Source organism: Nonomuraea sp. H19, assembly GCF_052068215.1.
Classification (GTDB): domain Bacteria; phylum Actinomycetota; class Actinomycetes; order Streptosporangiales; family Streptosporangiaceae; genus Nonomuraea.
Genome location: NZ_JBQHCV010000002.1, coordinates 535,620 through 552,519 on the forward strand (window position 1 = coordinate 535,620; position 16,900 = coordinate 552,519).

General features: G+C 67.3%; 22 protein-coding genes and 1 tRNA gene. 12 read left to right on the top strand and 11 right to left on the bottom strand.

From position 1 onward, the window contains the following. Genes ACTMTI_RS06250 through ACTMTI_RS06260 form a run of 3 tightly spaced genes read left to right on the top strand, consistent with a single transcriptional unit; the run spans position 1 to position 2,479 of the window. On the top strand, positions 1 to 732 hold the full coding sequence (locus ACTMTI_RS06250) for a prolipoprotein diacylglyceryl transferase (protein WP_441118688.1): 732 nt from the start codon (positions 1 to 3) through the stop codon (positions 730 to 732). Beyond that, entirely contained in the window at positions 729 to 2,246 is a 1,518-nt protein-coding gene (locus ACTMTI_RS06255) for a radical SAM protein (protein ID WP_441118689.1), read from the top strand. The genes ACTMTI_RS06250 and ACTMTI_RS06255 overlap by 4 nt, the downstream gene beginning before the upstream one ends. Further along, positions 2,243 to 2,479, top strand: a complete 237-nt coding sequence (locus ACTMTI_RS06260) for a hypothetical protein (protein ID WP_441118690.1) — start codon at positions 2,243 to 2,245, stop codon at positions 2,477 to 2,479. The genes ACTMTI_RS06255 and ACTMTI_RS06260 overlap by 4 nt, the downstream gene beginning before the upstream one ends. A 52-nt stretch (positions 2,480 to 2,531) precedes the next feature. Here the strand turns inward: ACTMTI_RS06260 and ACTMTI_RS06265 are convergent, their stop codons facing one another. The 3 genes from ACTMTI_RS06265 to ACTMTI_RS06275 are packed head-to-tail and all read right to left on the bottom strand — an operon-like array spanning position 2,532 to position 4,685. Further along, positions 2,532 to 2,996, bottom strand: coding sequence for a MaoC family dehydratase (locus tag ACTMTI_RS06265; RefSeq protein ID WP_441118691.1), 465 nt, complete (start codon positions 2,994 to 2,996; stop codon positions 2,532 to 2,534). A 10-nt stretch (positions 2,997 to 3,006) separates the two neighbouring features. Then, a complete protein-coding gene (locus tag ACTMTI_RS06270) occupies positions 3,007 to 4,203 on the bottom strand; it encodes a TolB family protein (protein ID WP_441118693.1) in 1,197 nt (398 codons plus the stop codon). Next, positions 4,200 to 4,685 (bottom strand): SigE family RNA polymerase sigma factor, encoded by a 486-nt coding sequence (locus ACTMTI_RS06275; RefSeq protein ID WP_441118694.1) that lies wholly within the window; start codon positions 4,683 to 4,685, stop codon positions 4,200 to 4,202. Before ACTMTI_RS06275 ends, ACTMTI_RS06270 begins: the two co-directional genes overlap by 4 nt. 221 nt (positions 4,686 to 4,906) lie before the next feature. On the opposite strand from ACTMTI_RS06275, the gene ACTMTI_RS06280 reads away from it, so the two are divergent. Next, a complete protein-coding gene (locus ACTMTI_RS06280) occupies positions 4,907 to 6,088 on the top strand; it encodes an AAA family ATPase (RefSeq protein ID WP_441118696.1) in 1,182 nt (393 codons plus the stop codon). A gap of 103 nt (positions 6,089 to 6,191) precedes the next feature. Here ACTMTI_RS06280 and ACTMTI_RS06285 read toward each other — a convergent pair whose 3' ends face one another. Both ACTMTI_RS06285 and ACTMTI_RS06290 read right to left on the bottom strand, forming a co-directional pair. Further along, complete coding sequence (locus tag ACTMTI_RS06285) at positions 6,192 to 6,983, bottom strand: MauE/DoxX family redox-associated membrane protein (RefSeq protein WP_441118698.1); 792 nt, start codon at positions 6,981 to 6,983, stop codon at positions 6,192 to 6,194. A gap of 5 nt (positions 6,984 to 6,988) precedes the next feature. Next, positions 6,989 to 7,936, bottom strand: coding sequence for a hypothetical protein (locus tag ACTMTI_RS06290; protein ID WP_441118699.1), 948 nt, complete (start codon positions 7,934 to 7,936; stop codon positions 6,989 to 6,991). Between the two features lie 217 nt (positions 7,937 to 8,153). Here ACTMTI_RS06290 and ACTMTI_RS06295 point away from each other — a divergent pair, with 217 nt between their 5' ends. Further along, positions 8,154 to 8,645 carry a SigE family RNA polymerase sigma factor gene (locus ACTMTI_RS06295; RefSeq protein WP_441118701.1) on the top strand — a complete coding sequence of 164 codons (492 nt, stop codon included), beginning with the start codon at positions 8,154 to 8,156 and terminating at the stop codon, positions 8,643 to 8,645. Here the strand turns inward: ACTMTI_RS06295 and ACTMTI_RS06300 are convergent. After that, positions 8,642 to 9,193, bottom strand: coding sequence for a MarR family winged helix-turn-helix transcriptional regulator (locus tag ACTMTI_RS06300; protein ID WP_441118702.1), 552 nt, complete (start codon positions 9,191 to 9,193; stop codon positions 8,642 to 8,644). The genes ACTMTI_RS06295 and ACTMTI_RS06300 overlap by 4 nt on opposite strands. A 101-nt stretch (positions 9,194 to 9,294) precedes the next feature. On the opposite strand from ACTMTI_RS06300, the gene ACTMTI_RS06305 reads away from it, so the two are divergent. Both ACTMTI_RS06305 and ACTMTI_RS06310 read left to right on the top strand, forming a co-directional pair. Further along, complete coding sequence (locus ACTMTI_RS06305; RefSeq protein ID WP_441118704.1) at positions 9,295 to 9,855, top strand: YceI family protein; 561 nt, start codon at positions 9,295 to 9,297, stop codon at positions 9,853 to 9,855. Positions 9,856 to 10,020: 165 nt separating this feature from the next. After that, positions 10,021 to 10,109: transfer RNA gene (locus ACTMTI_RS06310), tRNA-Ser, on the top strand. A gap of 88 nt (positions 10,110 to 10,197) precedes the next feature. Here the strand turns inward: ACTMTI_RS06310 and ACTMTI_RS06315 are convergent. The 4 genes from ACTMTI_RS06315 to ACTMTI_RS06330 all read right to left on the bottom strand — a co-directional run bounded on the left by ACTMTI_RS06315 (position 10,198) and on the right by ACTMTI_RS06330 (position 12,519). Continuing rightward, positions 10,198 to 10,788, bottom strand: a complete 591-nt coding sequence (locus ACTMTI_RS06315; protein WP_441118705.1) for a tyrosine-type recombinase/integrase — start codon at positions 10,786 to 10,788, stop codon at positions 10,198 to 10,200. 76 nt (positions 10,789 to 10,864) lie between these two features. Then, positions 10,865 to 11,254 (bottom strand): hypothetical protein, encoded by a 390-nt coding sequence (locus tag ACTMTI_RS06320; RefSeq protein WP_441118706.1) that lies wholly within the window; start codon positions 11,252 to 11,254, stop codon positions 10,865 to 10,867. 138 nt (positions 11,255 to 11,392) lie between these two features. Beyond that, complete coding sequence (locus tag ACTMTI_RS06325; protein WP_441118708.1) at positions 11,393 to 11,701, bottom strand: hypothetical protein; 309 nt, start codon at positions 11,699 to 11,701, stop codon at positions 11,393 to 11,395. Positions 11,702 to 11,916: 215 nt separating this feature from the next. Then, positions 11,917 to 12,519 carry a hypothetical protein gene (locus tag ACTMTI_RS06330; RefSeq protein ID WP_441118709.1) on the bottom strand — a complete coding sequence of 201 codons (603 nt, stop codon included), beginning with the start codon at positions 12,517 to 12,519 and terminating at the stop codon, positions 11,917 to 11,919. Between the two features lie 272 nt (positions 12,520 to 12,791). On the opposite strand from ACTMTI_RS06330, the gene ACTMTI_RS06335 reads away from it, so the two are divergent. From ACTMTI_RS06335 to ACTMTI_RS06350, 4 genes are all read left to right on the top strand, one after another. Next, entirely contained in the window at positions 12,792 to 13,070 is a 279-nt protein-coding gene (locus tag ACTMTI_RS06335) for a hypothetical protein (protein ID WP_441118711.1), read from the top strand. Beyond that, on the top strand, positions 13,061 to 13,456 hold the full coding sequence (locus ACTMTI_RS06340; RefSeq protein WP_441118712.1) for a type II toxin-antitoxin system VapC family toxin: 396 nt from the start codon (positions 13,061 to 13,063) through the stop codon (positions 13,454 to 13,456). The genes ACTMTI_RS06335 and ACTMTI_RS06340 overlap by 10 nt, the downstream gene beginning before the upstream one ends. Before the next feature lie 186 nt (positions 13,457 to 13,642). Next, positions 13,643 to 14,167, top strand: coding sequence for an orotate phosphoribosyltransferase (gene pyrE / locus ACTMTI_RS06345; protein WP_441118714.1), 525 nt, complete (start codon positions 13,643 to 13,645; stop codon positions 14,165 to 14,167). Between the two features lie 136 nt (positions 14,168 to 14,303). Beyond that, positions 14,304 to 14,858, top strand: coding sequence for a DUF6461 domain-containing protein (locus tag ACTMTI_RS06350; RefSeq protein ID WP_441118716.1), 555 nt, complete (start codon positions 14,304 to 14,306; stop codon positions 14,856 to 14,858). A 45-nt stretch (positions 14,859 to 14,903) separates the two neighbouring features. On the opposite strand, the gene ACTMTI_RS06355 is transcribed toward ACTMTI_RS06350, so the two are convergent. Next, positions 14,904 to 15,485, bottom strand: coding sequence for a helix-turn-helix domain-containing protein (locus tag ACTMTI_RS06355; RefSeq protein WP_441118718.1), 582 nt, complete (start codon positions 15,483 to 15,485; stop codon positions 14,904 to 14,906). A gap of 74 nt (positions 15,486 to 15,559) precedes the next feature. Here ACTMTI_RS06355 and ACTMTI_RS06360 point away from each other — a divergent pair, with 74 nt between their 5' ends. Further along, positions 15,560 to 16,888 carry an erythromycin esterase family protein gene (locus ACTMTI_RS06360; RefSeq protein ID WP_441118720.1) on the top strand — a complete coding sequence of 443 codons (1,329 nt, stop codon included), beginning with the start codon at positions 15,560 to 15,562 and terminating at the stop codon, positions 16,886 to 16,888. The last annotated feature ends 12 nt before the right edge of the window (positions 16,889 to 16,900 follow it).

The window sequence follows — 16,900 nt, forward strand, 5'->3', positions numbered from 1 at the left end:
ATGCCCCTCCACGAGATATTCGTCGGCCTGGGCGTCTTCGTGGCCTCCGTCGTCTTCGTACGCGAGGCCAGAAAACGCGAAGCCCTCACTGAGCAGTCGCTGATAGCCGTCACCGGCGCCCTGGTCGGCGGGGCCATCGGCATGCGCCTGGCGGGCTGGCTCGAGACGCTCGACCTCAAGGACCTCTGGCTGTACGGCTCCCGCAGCATCCTCGGCGGCCTGACCGGCGCCTACGTGGGCGTGCTGATCGCGAAAAAGATCATCGGCTACAAGGAGCGCACCGGCGACCTGTTCGCCCCGGCCGTGGCGCTCGGCATGGCGGTCGGCAGGATCGGCTGCCACCTGACCGAGGCGCCGGGAAGGCCCACGGACCTGCCCTGGGGCGTGCACGCCGCCGCCACCACCCCCGAATGCCCCGGCTGCCTGGCAGGCCAGGCCATGCACCCGTCGTTCGTCTACGAGATCATTTTCCACCTCGCCGCGTACGCCGCGCTCGGCTGGGCCCGCAAGCGGCTCACCCAGCCGGGGGAGTTGTTGACGCTCTACCTCGCCGGGTACGCCGCCTTCCGCTTCCTCGTCGAGTTCACCAGGGCCAACGAGACGCTCTGGCTCGACCTGACCGGCCCGCAGTGGTTCCTGATCCCGGGCGTGCTGCTGCTCGCGCTCAGGCTCGGGTACGGCTGGCGGCGCGGCTACTACGATCCCCTCTTCCAGCGGAAGGTCCTGATATGAGTGCAGGGATGGGTCTACGGGCCGACCGGATTCTCAGGTACGTCAACGCGTTCTGCCCGCGCTGCCATGGCCGCGACCTCGACCGGGTCGAGCGGCTGAGCGGCTATCTGGCCGAACGCGACGGTCAGGTCTGGCTGGAACGCGGCTGCCGCGAACACGGACTGATCCGGACTTTGTATGACGAAGATCCAGAAATCCTCAAATACCTGGAGGAATGGACCGCCCCCACAAAGCAGCACATCCCAGACCTATCCGGGAACTTCGCTCCGATCCCCCTCGCCTACCTCCAAGGCCTCCCCGAGATGCAGACCCAGCACACCTGCATTCTCCTGGAGGACATCGCCGAGACCTGCAACCTGCGCTGCCCCACCTGCTTCGCCGACAGCAGCCCTGACCTGGCCGGCGTCGTCCCCGTCCCCGACATCCTCGCGAACGTGGACCAGCGCCTCAAAAGGGAGAACGGCAAGCTCGACGTCCTCATGCTGAGCGGCGGCGAGCCCACCCTCCACCCCGAGCTCAAAACCCTTCTCGCCGAGCTCGAAGAGCGCCCGATCACCCGCATCCTGATCAACACCAACGGCGTCCTCCTCGCCAGGGACGACTCCCTCCTCGATCTCCTCACCGAGCACAGGGAGCGCGTCGAGGTCTATCTGCAGTACGACGGCTCATCGGCCCACGCCTCAAAACACCACCGGGGCGGCGACCTGCGGCAGTTCAAGACGCAGGCCGTACAGCGCCTGTCGGAACGCGAGATCTTCACCACCCTCGTCATGACGGCCGCGCTGGGCGTCAACGACGGCGAGATCGGCGACGTCGTACGCCTCGCGCTCGACACCCCGTACGTCGGCGGCGTCTCCCTGCAACCCCAGTTCGGCTCGGGCAGGTCGGGCGTCATCGACCCGGCGAACCGGCTCACCCACACCGGCGTCCTCAAGCGCCTCGGCCCGCAGACCGGCGGCCTGGTGACCTGGCGCGACCTGACCGCCCTGCCCTGCTCCCATCCCCACTGCTGCTCGGTCGGCTACCTGATCCGCGACGACGCCCGCCAGTGGCGCTCCCTGACCGCGCTGATCGGCCACGACCGCCTCAAGGAGAACCTCGGCCTGGTCTCCAACCGCATCGCCGACTCCGAGATCCCGCGCGAGCTGCGGCTGGCCGTCCAGGAGTCCCTGCTCGGCCTGCTGTCGGAGCAGTCGTCACTGTCGCACCCGCAGATCGGCGACCTGTGGCGGGACATCTGCGAGAACTGCGACCTCGGCATCTCCACGCTCCTCACCCTGGCCTCGTCGGCGCTGCCCGGCAGGCGGCGCAAGCTGCGCAGGATGCTGGGGGAGCGGGTGGTGCGCATCACGGTCAAGCCGTTCATGGACATCTCGACGATGATCGAGGAGCGGCTCACGCAGTGCTGCGTGCACGTGGGCACGCGCGCCGAGCAGGACCAGTGCGCGCCGTTCTGCGCCGTGCAGGCCTGGCCGCAGCTCTCCCGGCAGCGGCTGTCGGCGGTGGCCCGGTGAAGGCCCAGCCGTACGATCCGCTCCGGCTGTGCGTGTACGCGACCGTGGCGCTGCTGGCCTGGCTGCTGGGGCCGTGGGCGGTGCTGGGGTTCGCGGCGCTGGGGTTCGCCGGTTACTGGAAGGCGCGTCGAGCCGGATTGACCCGGAGCAAATGCCTGCTCAGGGACACCCGGCTCGTGCTGGCCTACCTTGCGCTGCTCGCCGTCGTGGCCATCGTGGCGATCATTGTGTGACCGCGGCGATAGGGATCGATGAGCGCGCGTCAGTGTTGCACGTGAAACATGATCACTCGGTGGGGGCGGGGACGTAGAGGCTGAGCGTCTCGGCGATGCAGGCCGCGCGCTTCTCGCCCTCGACCTCGACCGATATTTTCAGGTTGGACAGGTAGCCGGCCGGCGTCCCCTTGACGTCGATGAGCTCGCCTACGGCCCTGATGCGCGCGCCGACGGGCACCGGCCGGGGGAAGCGGACCTTGTTGAGTCCATAGTTGACGCCCATCGCGATTCCCTGCACCTCGACCATCTCGTCCATGAAGGAGGGCAGCAGCGAAAGGGTCAAATAGCCGTGGGCGATCGGGCCGCCGAACGGCCCCTCCTTCGCGCGCTCCACGTCCACGTGGATCCACTGGTGGTCGTCGGTGGCGTCGGCGAAGAGGTTGACCTGTTCCTGGGTGACGGTGCGCCACTCGGTCGGGCCGACCTTCTCGCCGACGGCCGCCTTGAGCTCCTGAATGTTCACGAAGGTCCGCATGGTCTGAACGCTATTGCGCGGGCGGGACGGCTGCCAAGTTGAGCACGCGGTACGTGCCGGGCTTGCCCGCCCAGTAGATGACCGTGCTGGGCTGAGCAAGCATGCCGAGGGAGATCCCCCTGCCGCTGATCGCGGCCGATCGGCCGGTCTCGGTGTCGTAGACCCCATTCTTGAGAGCCACGAACCGGTCGAGGATCGGCGGCATCGAGATCGGCTTCGGATCGCCGAAACCGTCGAGGCCTCGCGTCATGGAACCGTCGATCCGCTGGAGGAAACCGCCCGTCCCGTCACGGCCGAAGCACCAGCGAGGCCCACAGCGCAGCCCCTTGGTCCCGGGCCGGACGGTGACGTCGATCGTGGATCCGGATCTCAGATCGACGACCTTGGTCTGGTTGCGGTCGTCATTGGAGGCACCCGGGAGCGCGTTGCTCGCCCACGGCCACGTGACCAGGTACAGCTCCTCCCCGGTGGGGATCCGCTCAGGGGCGCCGCCCGCGAGGGGGATGCGCCACGTACCGGGCAGCTGACCAGCGCGGCTGGCCCATCCCGACCAGATGATCTGGTCCCCGTCGATCGCGATCGCGCTGATGCCGGCCTGGTCGCCGTACAGCGTGGTGACCGGCCTGGCCTTGCCGCCGGTCAGCGGGACCGTCCAGATTTCCCGCATCGGCTGTCCGTTGCTCGTGCCGTAGGAATGCCAGGCGACGTTCTTTCCGTCGGTGGTCAACGTCGGCGCGGTGAAGGTCCGTGGCATGGATATGTCGGCGACCACGCGGGACCTCTTGGCGGCGGAGTCGTACACCTCGATCCTGCCCGGCTTCTCCGGTGATTTCGCCAGGAGCAGGACCTCAGTGGCGCTGATGCTGGTGATCGGGTGGTAGCGCATGCCGTCGGCGTTCTTGTCGGGCATCGTGAAGACCGCTTCGGGCCAGAGCTTCTCCACCGGCACGGGCTTGCTCAGAAGCCGGTCAAGTGTCACGGCGGGACGTGGGGTCGTGGCCATGTCGACCTCGCCGTCGCCCGAGAGGACGATGCCCCTGACCCCCACGCTCAGCACCACCACGGCGGCCGCGGCGGCGAGCATCCGCACCCGCCGCCGGGTCCTGCGCCGGCGGCGTGCGGCGACGCCCGCCAGCAGATCACCTTCGCCGGGAGCATGCTCGGCCGCGGCCCGCAGCGCACCCGCCAGCTCGTTCTCTGTCCTCATGACCGTCCCCTTTCGAGCACCGCCGGCTTGATGCGCAGCGCGTTGAGCGCGTGGAATGCCTGGCTTCGCACGGTTCCTCGGGAGATGCCGAGGATCTCCGCTATCTCCTTGTCCGGCAGGTCCTCGTAGTAGCGCAGCACCAGGACGACCCGCTGCCTGCGCGGCAGCGTGGCCAGCTCTTTCCAGAGCTCGCCGAAGGTGTGGTCGTCGGTGTACGAGCCCTCGGGGAGGTCGTCCGTCGCGCGCTCCCTGCGCCTGCTGCGCCACCAGCTGATGTGCTGCCGAGCCATGATGGTCCGCACATAGGACTCCGGGTTGTCCTTGTTGCGCACCTTGCGCCATGAGCTGCTCAGCTTGAGCAACGCCTCCTGCACCAGGTCGGCCGCGTCATCGGCGTTGCCGGTGAGCACGTAGCCGTACCTGAGCAGGGCCGAGCCGCGCGCCCGGACGAAATCCTCGAACTCCACAACACCCAGACGCACGGAAGGGTCCGCACTGTTGCAAAGATCTTTTACTCGAAAGCATCGCATAGGTGTTCGAGTCCGCGCTACAGTTCTAGATACCGCAATCGAACACGGGTTCGGCCTGGTGAGAGGGGGTGTGTCCGATGACGGTGCTCGCGACCGCCCCTGCTCGGACACGCCGTAGCACTTTCTTCCCAAATCTAAGACGGCCGCTATATCCGGCAATAAAGTCCGAGAGCGTGGACCCTGTGCGAAACCCCTACGCCCCCGGCGCCGGACAGCGTCCGCCGGAGCTCGCCGGCCGTGATCGAGAGCTGCAGCAGTTCGAGGTCGTGCTCGAGCGGGTGGCCCGTGGCCGTCCCGAGCGCAGCATGGTCGTCACCGGCCTGCGGGGCGTCGGCAAGACCGTCCTGCTCAACACCTTCAAATCCATGGCCATGCAGCGGCTGTGGGGCACGGGCAAGATCGAGGCCCGGCCCGACCAGTCGATCAGGCGGCCCGTGGCCGCCGCCCTCCACATGGCGATCCGCGAGCTGGCCCCGCGCCATCGCGCGCCCGAGCGCATCGAGGAGTTCCTCGGCGTGCTCAAGGCGTTCGCGATGCGCGATCCCGCCGCGGCCAAGGGCACGTCCCACTGGTCACCCGGCATCGAGGTGCCCGCCAGCCGCGGGCGCGCCGACTCGGGTGACCTGGAGATCGACCTCACCGAGCTGTTCGTCGACGCCGCTGGCGTCGCCACCGACCTGGCCGTCGGCATCGCGCTGTTCATCGACGAGATGCAGGACGTGCCGGCCGCAGACGTCTCGGCGCTCTGCGCCGCCTGCCACGAGCTGTCGCAGACGGGTGGGCCGCTGATCGTCGTGGGCGCCGGGCTGCCGCACCTGCCGAGCGTGCTGTCGGCCAGCAAGAGTTATTCGGAGCGGCTCTTCCGCTACGCGCGCATCGACAAGCTCGACCGGGAGGCTGCCGATCTCGCGCTGATCCTGCCGGCGCGTGAGGAGGAGGTGGAGTTCACCCAGGAGGCCCTCGACGCCCTCTACGAGGCGGCCGACGGCTATCCCTACTTCGTGCAGGCGTACGGCAAGGTCGCCTGGGATCTCGCGCCCCACAGCCCGATCACGATCGACGACGTCAAGGTCTCGGCACCCGAGGCCGAGGAGGAGCTTGCGGTGGGGTTCTTCGGCAGCCGCTACGAGCGCGCCACCCCGGCCGAACGCGACTACATGCACGCCATGGCACAGATCGGCGACGAGCCGGTCGCCACCTCGGACGTGGCCGACGCCCTCGGGCGAAAGCCGTCCAGCCTCTCACCCGCCCGCGACAGCCTCATCAAGAAAGGGCTCATCTACAGCGCCGAGCGCGGCCTGATCGCGTTCACGGTGCCGCACTTCGGGAAGTTCCTGCGCGCTCAACCGGTCTGAGCGGCGCCCCTAGACCTCTATTGGGCTGTCTAGTGGGGAAGCTAGACAGCCCAATAGAGCCATATCGCCATGCCTGTCGAGGGAAATCTACGGCTCTATAGCGTCAGGCCGATACTGGCGTATATTCCGGCAGAGATCCGCTGTCCTCCGCGCTGACCACGGCCATCCGCACCACCGGGCGCCGCCCGCTGAGATAGACCGCGAACACGACGTCATCCCGAGCGTGGTTCTGGAAGACGAAGAAGCGCCAGCACAGCTCCCGCCAGCTGTCGTACGGCTCGGCCGAGGCCAGCTCGTCCCGGTGGGCCCGCCAGGTGCCGCTCGCCCGGAGCCTGACCAGCGTGACCGACTCGGCGGGGGCGCGACGCTGTTCGCACGGCGCGCGGAACCGTACGCGGTCGATCATCTCCTCGATCTCCGGCGACAGCGCGGCGAGCACGGCCACTCCCACGATCATCAGCCACGACGGGTGGGCCGCCGCCTCCCAGCCGGTCACCGGCGCCCACACCGACATCCCCGCCATCGCGGTCAGCGCCACCGTCCTGCCGATCGACCGCAGCCCGACCGGCGCCGAGCTCACCTCGCCGAAGCACCCGCAGCCCGCATCGGGCCGCCGCCTGCGCAGCTCCAGCAGTACGTACGTGGACAGCGCGAAGAACACGGCCGTAGCCCACCGGAAGATCGGATGGGTGCTCAGCAGCAACCCGGCGGCCAGCACCAGCTCGCCGAACGCGCAGATCAGCAACGCGGGCACCTGCATGCGTTCAGGCACCAGCACCGCCGGCCCCAGCCTGGACAGCCCCCCCGGATCGCCTCCGGACCGCACCGTGGCGAGCTTGGCCACCGTGCCCATGACGAGCAGCACGATCAGAATCGGCAGCTGCGACTCCAACACGCGTGTCACCCCAATCCGATCTGAGCGTTGAAACACCCTTTCACCAAGTCGCCGCCGAGTTCCACAAAGGAGAACGGCGACAGCTCGGCGATCCGCCCGCGCGGTGAGGTGTCGCACTCGACGCAGCGATCGCAGAAGAGCCCCGCCACGCACCCGCACGACACCACCGGCACGTTGGCGGAGCGGCTGGAGCAGACGTTCCTGACCTGGAGGAGGGACCCGATCGCCAGGTACGGCAGGCCCGTGCACGAGGTGCCGGCCTGCGGGCAGCCGGCGTCAGAGCGCTCCAGCACGGGATAGGCCGCACCCCGCTCTTCCTCGTCGAACGTGTCCGACCAGGTCGCGGTGCCGGAGACGCGCGACTGAAGGCCTGCGTAAGCGGGCGGCGGGGCCGGTACGGCGCGCGCCGGGTAGGCGGGCTGCGAGGTCGCCGGCAGCAGGGCCAGGCCGGTCCCGTTCTGCCTGATGCCGATCGCGTCGAACAGGTAACCGGGCTCGAACTTGGGATGCCGCACCTGCAGCCGCCCCGACGCGCGGTAGGGGATGACGATCGTCCGGTGCCCGCGATGCGGTCCGCAGTCCAGCTCCACCGTCAGGTCCCTGCGCCCGCTGATCGACAGGATCGTCCCGGTGATGCGGGTGGTGTCCGCCCAGATCCGCTCGACCACGCGCCCCTCGCGCAGTGTCCGCATCACGACCATCGAGCCCGTGGGGAGGTCGGCGGGGGCGGTGTCGGCGCCGTGCCAGGCGGTGGCCCACGGCGCGATGACGAGCCGGTCCTCCGTGCCGTCCGCGGTCTCGATGATGATCAGATGTGGACTGATGTCCAGGATCTCGCCGGCCACGGCACGTAAAGGTTCTCCGCTGCCCGGGTCCGGGCCTGGAACGCCGGACTCGCGGCCGAGCGCGGCCGCCGCGAGCACCCGCCGGCGCTCGACGCTCGGATAGCCCATCCGCCCCTCCCTCGTCGGATACTAGGTTCACACGAGTTGGGGGCGGCTCACGCCGGACTGGCACAGACGAGAGCAAAATACGCATCCCCTGGGAAGGGTGTTGACATCCGGTGGCGGAGAAACCGCCACCGACCTTGACCTTCCTTTATCGTCGGCGGGCCGAAACCTGAATTCAGGTTCAGGCCTTATAGGGCATCAGGCTGCGATTCTGGCCACGATGCAGACCACCGGATGGGAAGACGAGTTCCGCGAGTACGTCAGGACGCGCGGTCCTGCGCTGCTGCGCGCGGCTCACCAGCTCACCGGGCACCCGCTGGACGCGGAGGACCTGCTGCAGAACGCGCTGACCAAGACGTACCTGGCCTGGGAGCGCATCGAGGACCGGGGCGCGCTGGACGGCTACGTGCGGCGGGCGATGGTGAACATCAACATCTCGCAGTGGCGGCGGCGCAAGATAGAGGAGTACCCCTCGGACGAGCTGCCCGAGATGACGACGACCCAGCCGGTCGCCTGGGGGGACGTGCACGAGCAGCTGGAGCAGGCGTTGGAGGCGCTGCCCGAGCGGATGCGGGCGGCCATCGTGCTCCGCTATTACGAGGACATGACCGAGCCGGAGATCGCCAGGACGCTGGGCGTCAGCATCGGTACGGTCAAGAGCACGGTGTCACGGGGAATGGCCAAGCTCAGGGCGGCCTTGGGCCTGAGCTAGAAGGTCGCGGCGGGGGCGGAGGCCGGCGTTTCGCGGACTTCCCCGGCTTCCTGCATGCGTAGCGCCTCCGGCGCCTCCTGGGCTTCCTGGGCGCCGGCCGTGGCGCAAGGCCGTACTACAGCCCTGATCTTCCGCAGACCGCACAGGAACGCCTCCAGTTCCTCAGCGCTCAGCAAGCTCGTGAGGTAGTCGTCGATGTCCTGGAGATGCTGCGGCAACACCGACTCCAGCCGCTCGCGCCCGGCGTCGGTGAGCGCGGCATAGGACGCCCGGCGATCGCTGGCGCATGCCTTCCGCTTCACCAGCCCTTCGCGTTCGAGCCGATCGACGACCCTGGTCATGCCGCTGGTCGACAGCCCGGTCTGCGCGGCGAGATCACTCATTCGCAGCGCCTGGCCCGGCGAGCGGGCCAGCCGGATGACGGTCTCGAAGTCGATGTCCGACAACCCCGCAGCAGCGAACACCGGCTGGAATCTGGCCATGAGGCCGGCATGCACCTCGGTCAGCAGCCCTACGGCCGTCAGCCGGGAGTCGTCAAAGTTCGTCACGTTCACACCTTAGCCGACGATAGTTGACGCGAGGAATATTCCTCATGTAGAAATTTGTTGCCGCAGACATCCGCACCGCAAGCTTTCTGAGGAGAACCCCGATGAGCACCCGCACCTGGGAGTCCCTGGCCATCCCCGCCGCCGGCACCTACAACCTGGACGTCGCCCACACCCGCATCGGCTTCGTGGTCAAGCACATGATGGTCAGCAAGGTCCGCGGCCACTTCGGCACCTTCACGGGCTCGGTCACGATCGCCGAGAACCCCCTCGAGTCCACCGCCGAGGTCACGATCAAGACCGGCAGCATCGACACCGGCATGCCCGACCGCGACGGTCACCTGCGCAGCGACGACTTCCTGTCCGCCGAGAAGTTCCCGGAGATCACCTTCAAGAGCGCCCGCGTGCTCGGCCACTCCGGCGACGAGTTCACCGTGGCCGGCGACCTGACCATCCGTGACGTCACCAAGGAGGTCACGCTCACGGTCGAGTACGGCGGCGCCGGCACCAACCCCTGGGGCGCCCAGGTGTGGGGCTTCTCGATCACTACGGAGTTCGACCGCGAGGACTTCGGCCTGACCTGGAACCAGGCCCTGGAGACCGGCGGCGTGCTGGTGGGCAAGAAGGTCAAGATCGAGATCGAGGGCGAGGCCAACCCGGCCTAACCTGTGGTTATCCACAACGCGAAAGCCCGCCCTCGATCTGGGCGGGCTTCATCCACAGACAGTTACCCACAGGCTGTTGATAACTCTTGGTGGAGGCTGGCAGGGCAATCGCTTTGCCGCCTCGCCAGAAGGCCGGTACGCTGTGCTGAGCCGCAATGGCTTCCGGGAGGATTCGCCTAGTCAGGTCTATGGCGCCGCACTGCTAATGCGGTTTGGTGGCAACACCATCCGGGGTTCAAATCCCCGATCCTCCGCACGTGAAAGGCCCTCTCCCTTGGTTGGGGAGAGGGCCTTTGTGATCTCTGAGGGCATCAGGGTTGCAGTTTGGGTTGCAGTTGCCCGTCAGGGCCGGCCCCAGAGGGCCTGATCCATGCGATCTCTGGCGTCCTTCATCTGAAGGATGGCCACGTGGGTGTAGCGCTCTGTGGTCGTCACGCGGGTGTGGCCGAAAATCTCCTGCACGACGCGGATGTGGACACCTTGCTCGATCAGCAGGGTTGCCGCGGTGTGCCGGGCGTCGTGGACTCGGGCGTCTCGTACGCCGGCCTGCTTGAGGATGGACTTCCACTGCTTCCAGTCCTCTGTACGCTCGATCGGACCGCCGAGCTGCGTCGTGAAGACCAGATCATGGTCCGTCCACTTATCCCCAGCCTTGAGCCGTTCGCCGGCCTGGATCTTCTTATGGGCCCGTAGGAAGGCCAGGAGCGCCGGCGGGCACTGGAGGGTGAGCTTGCTCTTGCCCTTGCGTTGCCGAAAGACCAGGCCGCCGCCACTGCGCTTCGGGCACTTGTCGGCGTGGCTGGTGCAGTCCTTCGGACACGAGCGCTTGTAACAGCGGTGAGAACGCTTCTTGCAGTCCGGCTTGCAGTCGCGGTCGTGCCGGTGCTCCTTGCAGTTCTTCTTACATGCCTTGCGGAAGGATTGGACAACCATTCATGTCTTGCGTGGATCAGACGCGGGCCGGCTCCCCCGCGCGCCTGCACGGCGTGCGGGGGAGCCGCGAGGTTGGTCAGGTGGTGATTGTCCTGCTCCCGCGACCCACCCAAGTGCCGCGCTCGCCCCAGTACGACTTGGCGGACACACTGAGGCTGGTGTTCTCCGAGACGTAGCTGCTGTTCAGGTATACGCACGTGCCGCCCGAGTGGCCGTAGTAGTCGTTCTTGTCCGTGACAGTGACCGACCTACCGCCGCCGGTGGGAGTAATCGTCGCTGTAACCTGGCGGGCGCCCTCGGAGTCGTACGCCCGCACGCAGAACTTGTTCGTGCTGTCGCGGTAGGAGATGGCGCCGTCGCCAAAGGTCCACGAGAGGTCACTCGCCATCGCCGGCTGCGCCATCGCAACACTTGATGCGACCAAGGCAGCGCCGACCACAGCGGCCTTGAGCAGATTCTTCATCATGATTTCCTTCCGTCCGGACGGATCCTGATACCGCCCGAAAGGGAGTATCTAGCCGCCGACTAGCGGCGCCTTAGCGCCCCGCTAGCGCTGCGGGCCATGCCGTTCGGCACACCTTGCGCACCTCTTCCACGGCGTTCTCTAAGGCGTCGACGGTCGCGAGATCACCGGGTACGGCAGCGATTCGGCGAGCAGGGTGGAGTTGTGGGAGTGGACCTTCCACTCGATCGGTTCGCACCGGGCGGCGAAGATCTCCTGCTGGCGGCGGATCAGTCCCGCCAGGTCGCCGTAGGCGAGAGCAGCGTGATCGACGGATCCATGAGTGCCGTAGTGGATTCGCACCAGCGGTCCATCCCGCTCGACTACGGTCCCCCACGGCAGCTCCTGCGGCACCAAACCCCGTAACTGATTCTCGTACGCGGATAACAGCACCTCAGCTGCTCCGGTCACGCCGTCCACCCCCAGGTCAGCCCCGACCAGACCTTATGCCAGGGAGCTGATCAACCAACGGCTTGTACGCTCGCTCGTACATTGCTGTGCACCTGCAGCAGTACGCCGACACTTCTCCGAGTCGGGCACCGCGTGACGCCCTTGGTCTCTGGAACTGATCGTCATGGGGGCGCCAGGCCGAACGGCAACCCCCAACAGCGTGTAACCAGACACGACTAGCAGACTCCGGGAAGCTTGCACACCTTGGCGGCCATCTTCTTGGCGTTCTTGATCAGAACGCCGGGCTGGTACACCGCTGCGGTGTCCGCGTAGATCATCAGGGCGCTTCCCCGGCGGGCGACGACGCCCGAGAGCGTCTCGTTCACGTAGCCGTCCTGCCAAGTCGTGTAGCCCATGCCCGTTGCCTCGTCGCCCACCCTGACCTTGCTCGTCCGCCAGCGAATCTTCAGCTGCGGCGCCGCCGGATCGCCCGTGCGCGCACACCTCTTGACGTCGGCGCGCAGTTGCGTGAGCGCGGCGTGCGCGGCCCGGGGGCTGCTGTAGAGGATCAACTGCTCGGAGGAGCTGTTGGGCGCGCTGCTCCAGTACGTGATGGTGCGGGCGGCCACCCGGCTGGCGTCGGCGGCGCGGCGCCGGTTGCAGGGGTTCAGTTCCAGCGGCCTGGTGAGCTTGTCGCTGATCTGCCAGCCCATCTCGGAGGCGTCGCCCTGCGACAGCGGCGTGCGCGCCGCGGGCTCGGTCAGGAGGAAGTTCTTCGGGATCTCGGTCGCTGCCGCCGGGGAGAAGGCCAGCAGCACGGAGAGTGTCACACTGATCATGAAGCGTTGGACGCTGGCGGATGCGCATTAGTTCTGAACTGGTTCGATGAAACCCTGCAGACGCCGGTTCCGCTGGAAGTAGCCACCAACCACACGGGGGTCGGTTCCCGGGATGGGGCGCCGCTCTGGCTGCTAACGGCTTTGGAGCGATGATCTGGTGGATTGGATTCGGGTGGACGATCGGCGCATCTCGGTCGTCTGGCGCGACGGCCGGGTCATGGGCACGGTTGCAGGCTCTGAACGCGCTGAGCATGTGCATGTAAAATGAAGGCATGGCTAGGAACATGCAGATCCGGGATGTTCCCGACGACATCGCCGACGCCATCGCAGCGCGAGCCCGTGCCAAAGGCCAGTCCGCGCAGGCCTACATGCTGGGCCTCCTGGTGGCGGATGCGCGCCGTTCCCGCAACATCGACCTCATCGCCCAGTTCGAGGGGCGCGACGACGGCATGCACGGTGCTCCGGGGCGGACTGCGGACCTCGTCCGCGAGGCACGGAACGAGCGGGAAGAGCAACTTGCGGACACCACTGGAGACTGCCGGTGCTCGTGATCGATGCCTCCGTCGTGATCAACGCCCTGGCTGACGATGGAGAAGCCGGCCGTGCGGCACGTAAGGCCATCATGACGGACCCCGCCTGGATCGCGCCTGGCCACATGCCGAGCGAAGTGGCCCACGTCATCACCCGTCTCGTCAGGCAAGAACTGATTACCCAAGCTCGTGGGCGGAGCGCCTTCGATGCGCTCGCCCAGATCCAGATCGAGCTGGCGGACATCCGGCCTCTCCTCCCTCGCATCTGGGAATTGCGCGGCAACATCAAGGCGTACGATGCCGCCTATGTGGCGCTGGCCGAGGCTGAAGGCTGCCCCCTGGTAACCGGTGATGCGAACCTTGCTCGCCTCCCGGTGAGCATCGGTTGCGATATTCGTTTGGTGTAGCACAGCCATGCGTTGTGATCATCGTGCGGTGCACGTCCTCGGTACGGGCCCAGATCCCAGCCGGCACCTGGAGATGGACTCCCGGCAGCTTGAGCTTGGGGCAGGTGCCCTCCGGGTAGTTCTCACCGGCCGAGCCGGCTGTCTGTTCTGCGGAGACACTGCGGCTGTCTGGAAGACTGGGTGCCTGTGACGCGCTCTGACCTGGCTCGCAGAATTCATTCCGCGGCCCACCTCACTGGCCACTTCGTGCTCCGCTCAGGGCGCACGGCTACCGAATACTTCGACAAGTACAGGTTCGAGGGCGATCCCGTTCTCCTGGATGACATCGCTCGGGCGATGACTCCTCTGGTCCCGGGGGATATCGAGGTGCTGGCCGGGCTCGAGATGGGCGGGATCCCGGTGGTCACCGCCCTCGGCCGGCACACCGGCCTGCCTTGCGCGTTCGTTCGCAAGCAGGCCAAGACGTACGGGACCGGCCGCCTGGCCGAAGGTGCCGATGTGGCGGGGCGGCGGGTTCTGGTGGTTGAGGACGTTGTCACCAGCGGCGGCCAGATCGTCCTGTCGACCGCCGACCTCCGCGACCTTGGGGCCCAGATCAGCGAAGCATTGTGCGTCATCGACCGCGAACAGGGCGGTAGAGAGGCGCTGGCCGCAGAAGGCATCGGTCTTTCGGCATTGCTGACCGCCACCGATCTGCGCGCTACAGCTTGATCCACGGAACCGGCCACCATCTCCCCGGTCGGAAATGGGCGTTTGCGTGCTGGTCGAAGTCGCTCACGGCGGCACCTGCCCAGGGCGGAAAGTTTGTCGGCCCTCTCTGCCACGATCACCGCAAGTTCGATCGTCCATGAAAGGCATGCTGGTGAGCGGCGCGACGGCAGAAGAGTACGAATGGCTCTATCAAGAGTTCACCGATGGTGTCGGCGACACCTGGCTCTGCGTCAGCTTCCTGCGAGGTCTGTCCCCTCAGGAGGTGCTACGTCGGATCGACGTTGTTCCCGGGACAGTCGGCGATTTCGGGGTCGAAGCGTATAACGCTGACGGCGGAACGGTTCTGGTCGACTACGGATGGGGCACGTCGGTCGACGCGGCACCAGCGCTCCTGTCGTCGGGTACGACGATGGCCACGGTGGTCGCCAACATCAAGCATGACGAATTCCGGCTCCTCGTCGACGGGGATCTGATCACCAAGTTCGATGTGTACGGCTACTCCTTCCGCCATGGAGAAGTTCCCGAGCATCTTCTTCCCGACCTCGTCGAGCTGGGTCTCGACCGTGATGACCACACCGACGATCCCATCCCGCCGGCTCTCGCCTTCGCCTCGCGCGCCACCGGCGTGCGTTTCTCGCCCAGGCAATACGACCGAGATGCCCTGACCGGATCGAGCGACCACCTCCAGTGACCCGCGTCCGTTCGGCTGCCGTAGTTTCGACCGGCATCGCTCAGGTCAGGACAGGCCGGGATCGTGCCTGCCGGCCTGCTCGTCGGTGCCGTGCTGTGGTGGTTGCTCGGTTGGGAAAAGGATCGTGCTCAGCAGGTGGGGGCGGCGGTCCGGTGCCGGTTCGTTGGTCATCTTGGTACGGATGACGCTCGTCAGTTGGGCGATCAATTCGTCCAGTTCATCCTGGTTGAGCCAGAGGGGGAACTGCCGGTAGGACACCGAGTCGGCGGTTGGGTCGGCGCCCTCCCGGTCGAGGTAGGCGTTGAACTCGGCGAGCAGGGCCGCCATGGCGGCGGCGAATCCGTGGCGGTGGTCGTCCAGGGACATCGACGCGGCCGCGTCGGCGTCGATCATCGCCCGCTCGCGGCGCAGCCGGTAGTGGCGTTCCACGGCGCCGTGCACCCGCTGTTCGCTCTCCACCTCCAGCAGTCCCGACTCGGCCAGCAGGGCCACGTGCCGGTACACGGTCGTCTTGGGGACGTCGGGCAGGCGAGAGCACAGGTCGGACGTGGTGCGGGCGCGTCCGCCGGACATGGCGTGCACGATGCGCAGCCGGACCGGGTGCAGGAGCAGGTCGAGCGTATCCACTTCGGTACGATCCCACATCTGGTACCGTTCCCAAAGTTGGGAATGGCGCTTACCTGCAAATGAGGAGCTGGGAAATGACCAGGAAAGCGGCGGCGGCGCCGGTCCGGATGAGTGACGAGGCGGTGATCCCGCTGGCCACGCTGGATCCGAGGGGGCCACTGGACGATCTCGAATGGCTGGACGAGGCGATCGGCGACGCGCGGGTGGTGGCGATCGGCGAGAGCGGGCACTACAACCGCGAGTTCTATCGGCTCCGCCACCGCCTGCTGCGCTATCTGGTCGAACGACATGGGTTCAGCGCCTATGCGATGGAGTCGGGATTCGTCGAAGGGCGGCTGGTCGACGGCTGGGTCCGAGGCGGCGAGGCGCAGTTGAGTCAAGTCCTGGCGAACGGCATGACGTCGCTGATGGGGCTGTGGACCCAGATGCGCGCCCACCTGGAGTGGATGCGACAGCACAATCTCACGGCCGCGCGCCCGGTCGGCTTCTACGGCATCGACCTGTCCGGCTCGAACGTGTCCCTGCTGCCCGGCCTGGACGCGGTGATCGCCTATCTCGCGGAGGCCGATCCGGAGCATGTCGTCGATTCGGGCATCCGGGAGACGGCCTCGGCGTTCGCGGCGACCTCCGCGTTCTCCATCCCCGAGGCCTTCGCCGCCTACGGGAGGCTTGCTCCCGAAAGCAAGGACGCGTTGACGGCCGGCCTTGCCGGTCTCGCGGCACGCATGACGGCCCGGCGCCTGGACTATGTCCGGCGGACGACCGTCGATGAATATGAGCGTGCTCACCGCTCGCTGAGCCTCACGGTCACCATCGATGCGGTGGTCCGGGAGCTCTCAGGCGGCAGGCCGGACGGGATCGCGGCCGACATCCGTGATGCCGCGATCGCGGACACGGTCGAGTGGATCCTGCGCCGGGAAGACCGGATCGTCGTCGCCGCCCACAACGGCCACATTCAACGCTGCCCCGTCGCCCTTCCCGGCATGCCCCCGTCGACGACGACGGGCATGCATCTCGCGGCTCGGCTGGGCATGGACTACCTGGTCATCGGTACGACCTCGGCGACCGGCCACACCCTCACCACCAGCCCTGGCTTCTACGCTGGCGAGCTCTTCGAGGAAATGGGGACACCCCGGCAGGGGAGCCTCGACGCGCTCATGGCCGCCGGCCACGACGGGCCTTTCGCGACCGATCTGCGGCGCCTGTCGCCGGCCGACGCCGAGGCCGTGCGGACGGTCTCCCAGCAGCGGGTCGGCGGCTTCTATGCCGACTTGAGCCCGCTGGACGCCTTCGACGTCGTCGTCCATCTCCCCCACGTCACTCCGGCCGAACCCGACCGGGCCGCCCTCGCTCACGCGCCCCGCGACGTACAGGAGGCGTTCTCCCGGTGGAAGCCGGAGTGATGCCGGGGTGAT

Excerpts from the sequence above, each read along its gene's own strand:
- ACTMTI_RS06295 (WP_441118701.1), top strand. The coding sequence starts at position 8,154 with ATGCAGACCACCGGATGGGAAGACGAGTTCCGCGAGTACGTCAGGACG.
- ACTMTI_RS06265 (WP_441118691.1), bottom strand. The coding sequence starts at position 2,996 with ATGCGGACCTTCGTGAACATTCAGGAGCTCAAGGCGGCCGTCGGCGAG.
- ACTMTI_RS06360 (WP_441118720.1), top strand. The coding sequence starts at position 15,560 with ATGACCAGGAAAGCGGCGGCGGCGCCGGTCCGGATGAGTGACGAGGCG.
- ACTMTI_RS06255 (WP_441118689.1), top strand. The coding sequence starts at position 729 with ATGAGTGCAGGGATGGGTCTACGGGCCGACCGGATTCTCAGGTACGTC.
- ACTMTI_RS06270 (WP_441118693.1), bottom strand. The coding sequence starts at position 4,203 with ATGAGGACAGAGAACGAGCTGGCGGGTGCGCTGCGGGCCGCGGCCGAG.
- ACTMTI_RS06305 (WP_441118704.1), top strand. The coding sequence starts at position 9,295 with ATGAGCACCCGCACCTGGGAGTCCCTGGCCATCCCCGCCGCCGGCACC.
- ACTMTI_RS06330 (WP_441118709.1), bottom strand. The coding sequence starts at position 12,519 with ATGATCAGTGTGACACTCTCCGTGCTGCTGGCCTTCTCCCCGGCGGCA.
- ACTMTI_RS06320 (WP_441118706.1), bottom strand. The coding sequence starts at position 11,254 with ATGATGAAGAATCTGCTCAAGGCCGCTGTGGTCGGCGCTGCCTTGGTC.
- ACTMTI_RS06250 (WP_441118688.1), top strand. The coding sequence starts at position 1 with ATGCCCCTCCACGAGATATTCGTCGGCCTGGGCGTCTTCGTGGCCTCC.
- ACTMTI_RS06315 (WP_441118705.1), bottom strand. The coding sequence starts at position 10,788 with ATGGTTGTCCAATCCTTCCGCAAGGCATGTAAGAAGAACTGCAAGGAG.
- ACTMTI_RS06335 (WP_441118711.1), top strand. The coding sequence starts at position 12,792 with ATGGCTAGGAACATGCAGATCCGGGATGTTCCCGACGACATCGCCGAC.
- ACTMTI_RS06290 (WP_441118699.1), bottom strand. The coding sequence starts at position 7,936 with ATGGGCTATCCGAGCGTCGAGCGCCGGCGGGTGCTCGCGGCGGCCGCG.
- ACTMTI_RS06350 (WP_441118716.1), top strand. The coding sequence starts at position 14,304 with ATGAAAGGCATGCTGGTGAGCGGCGCGACGGCAGAAGAGTACGAATGG.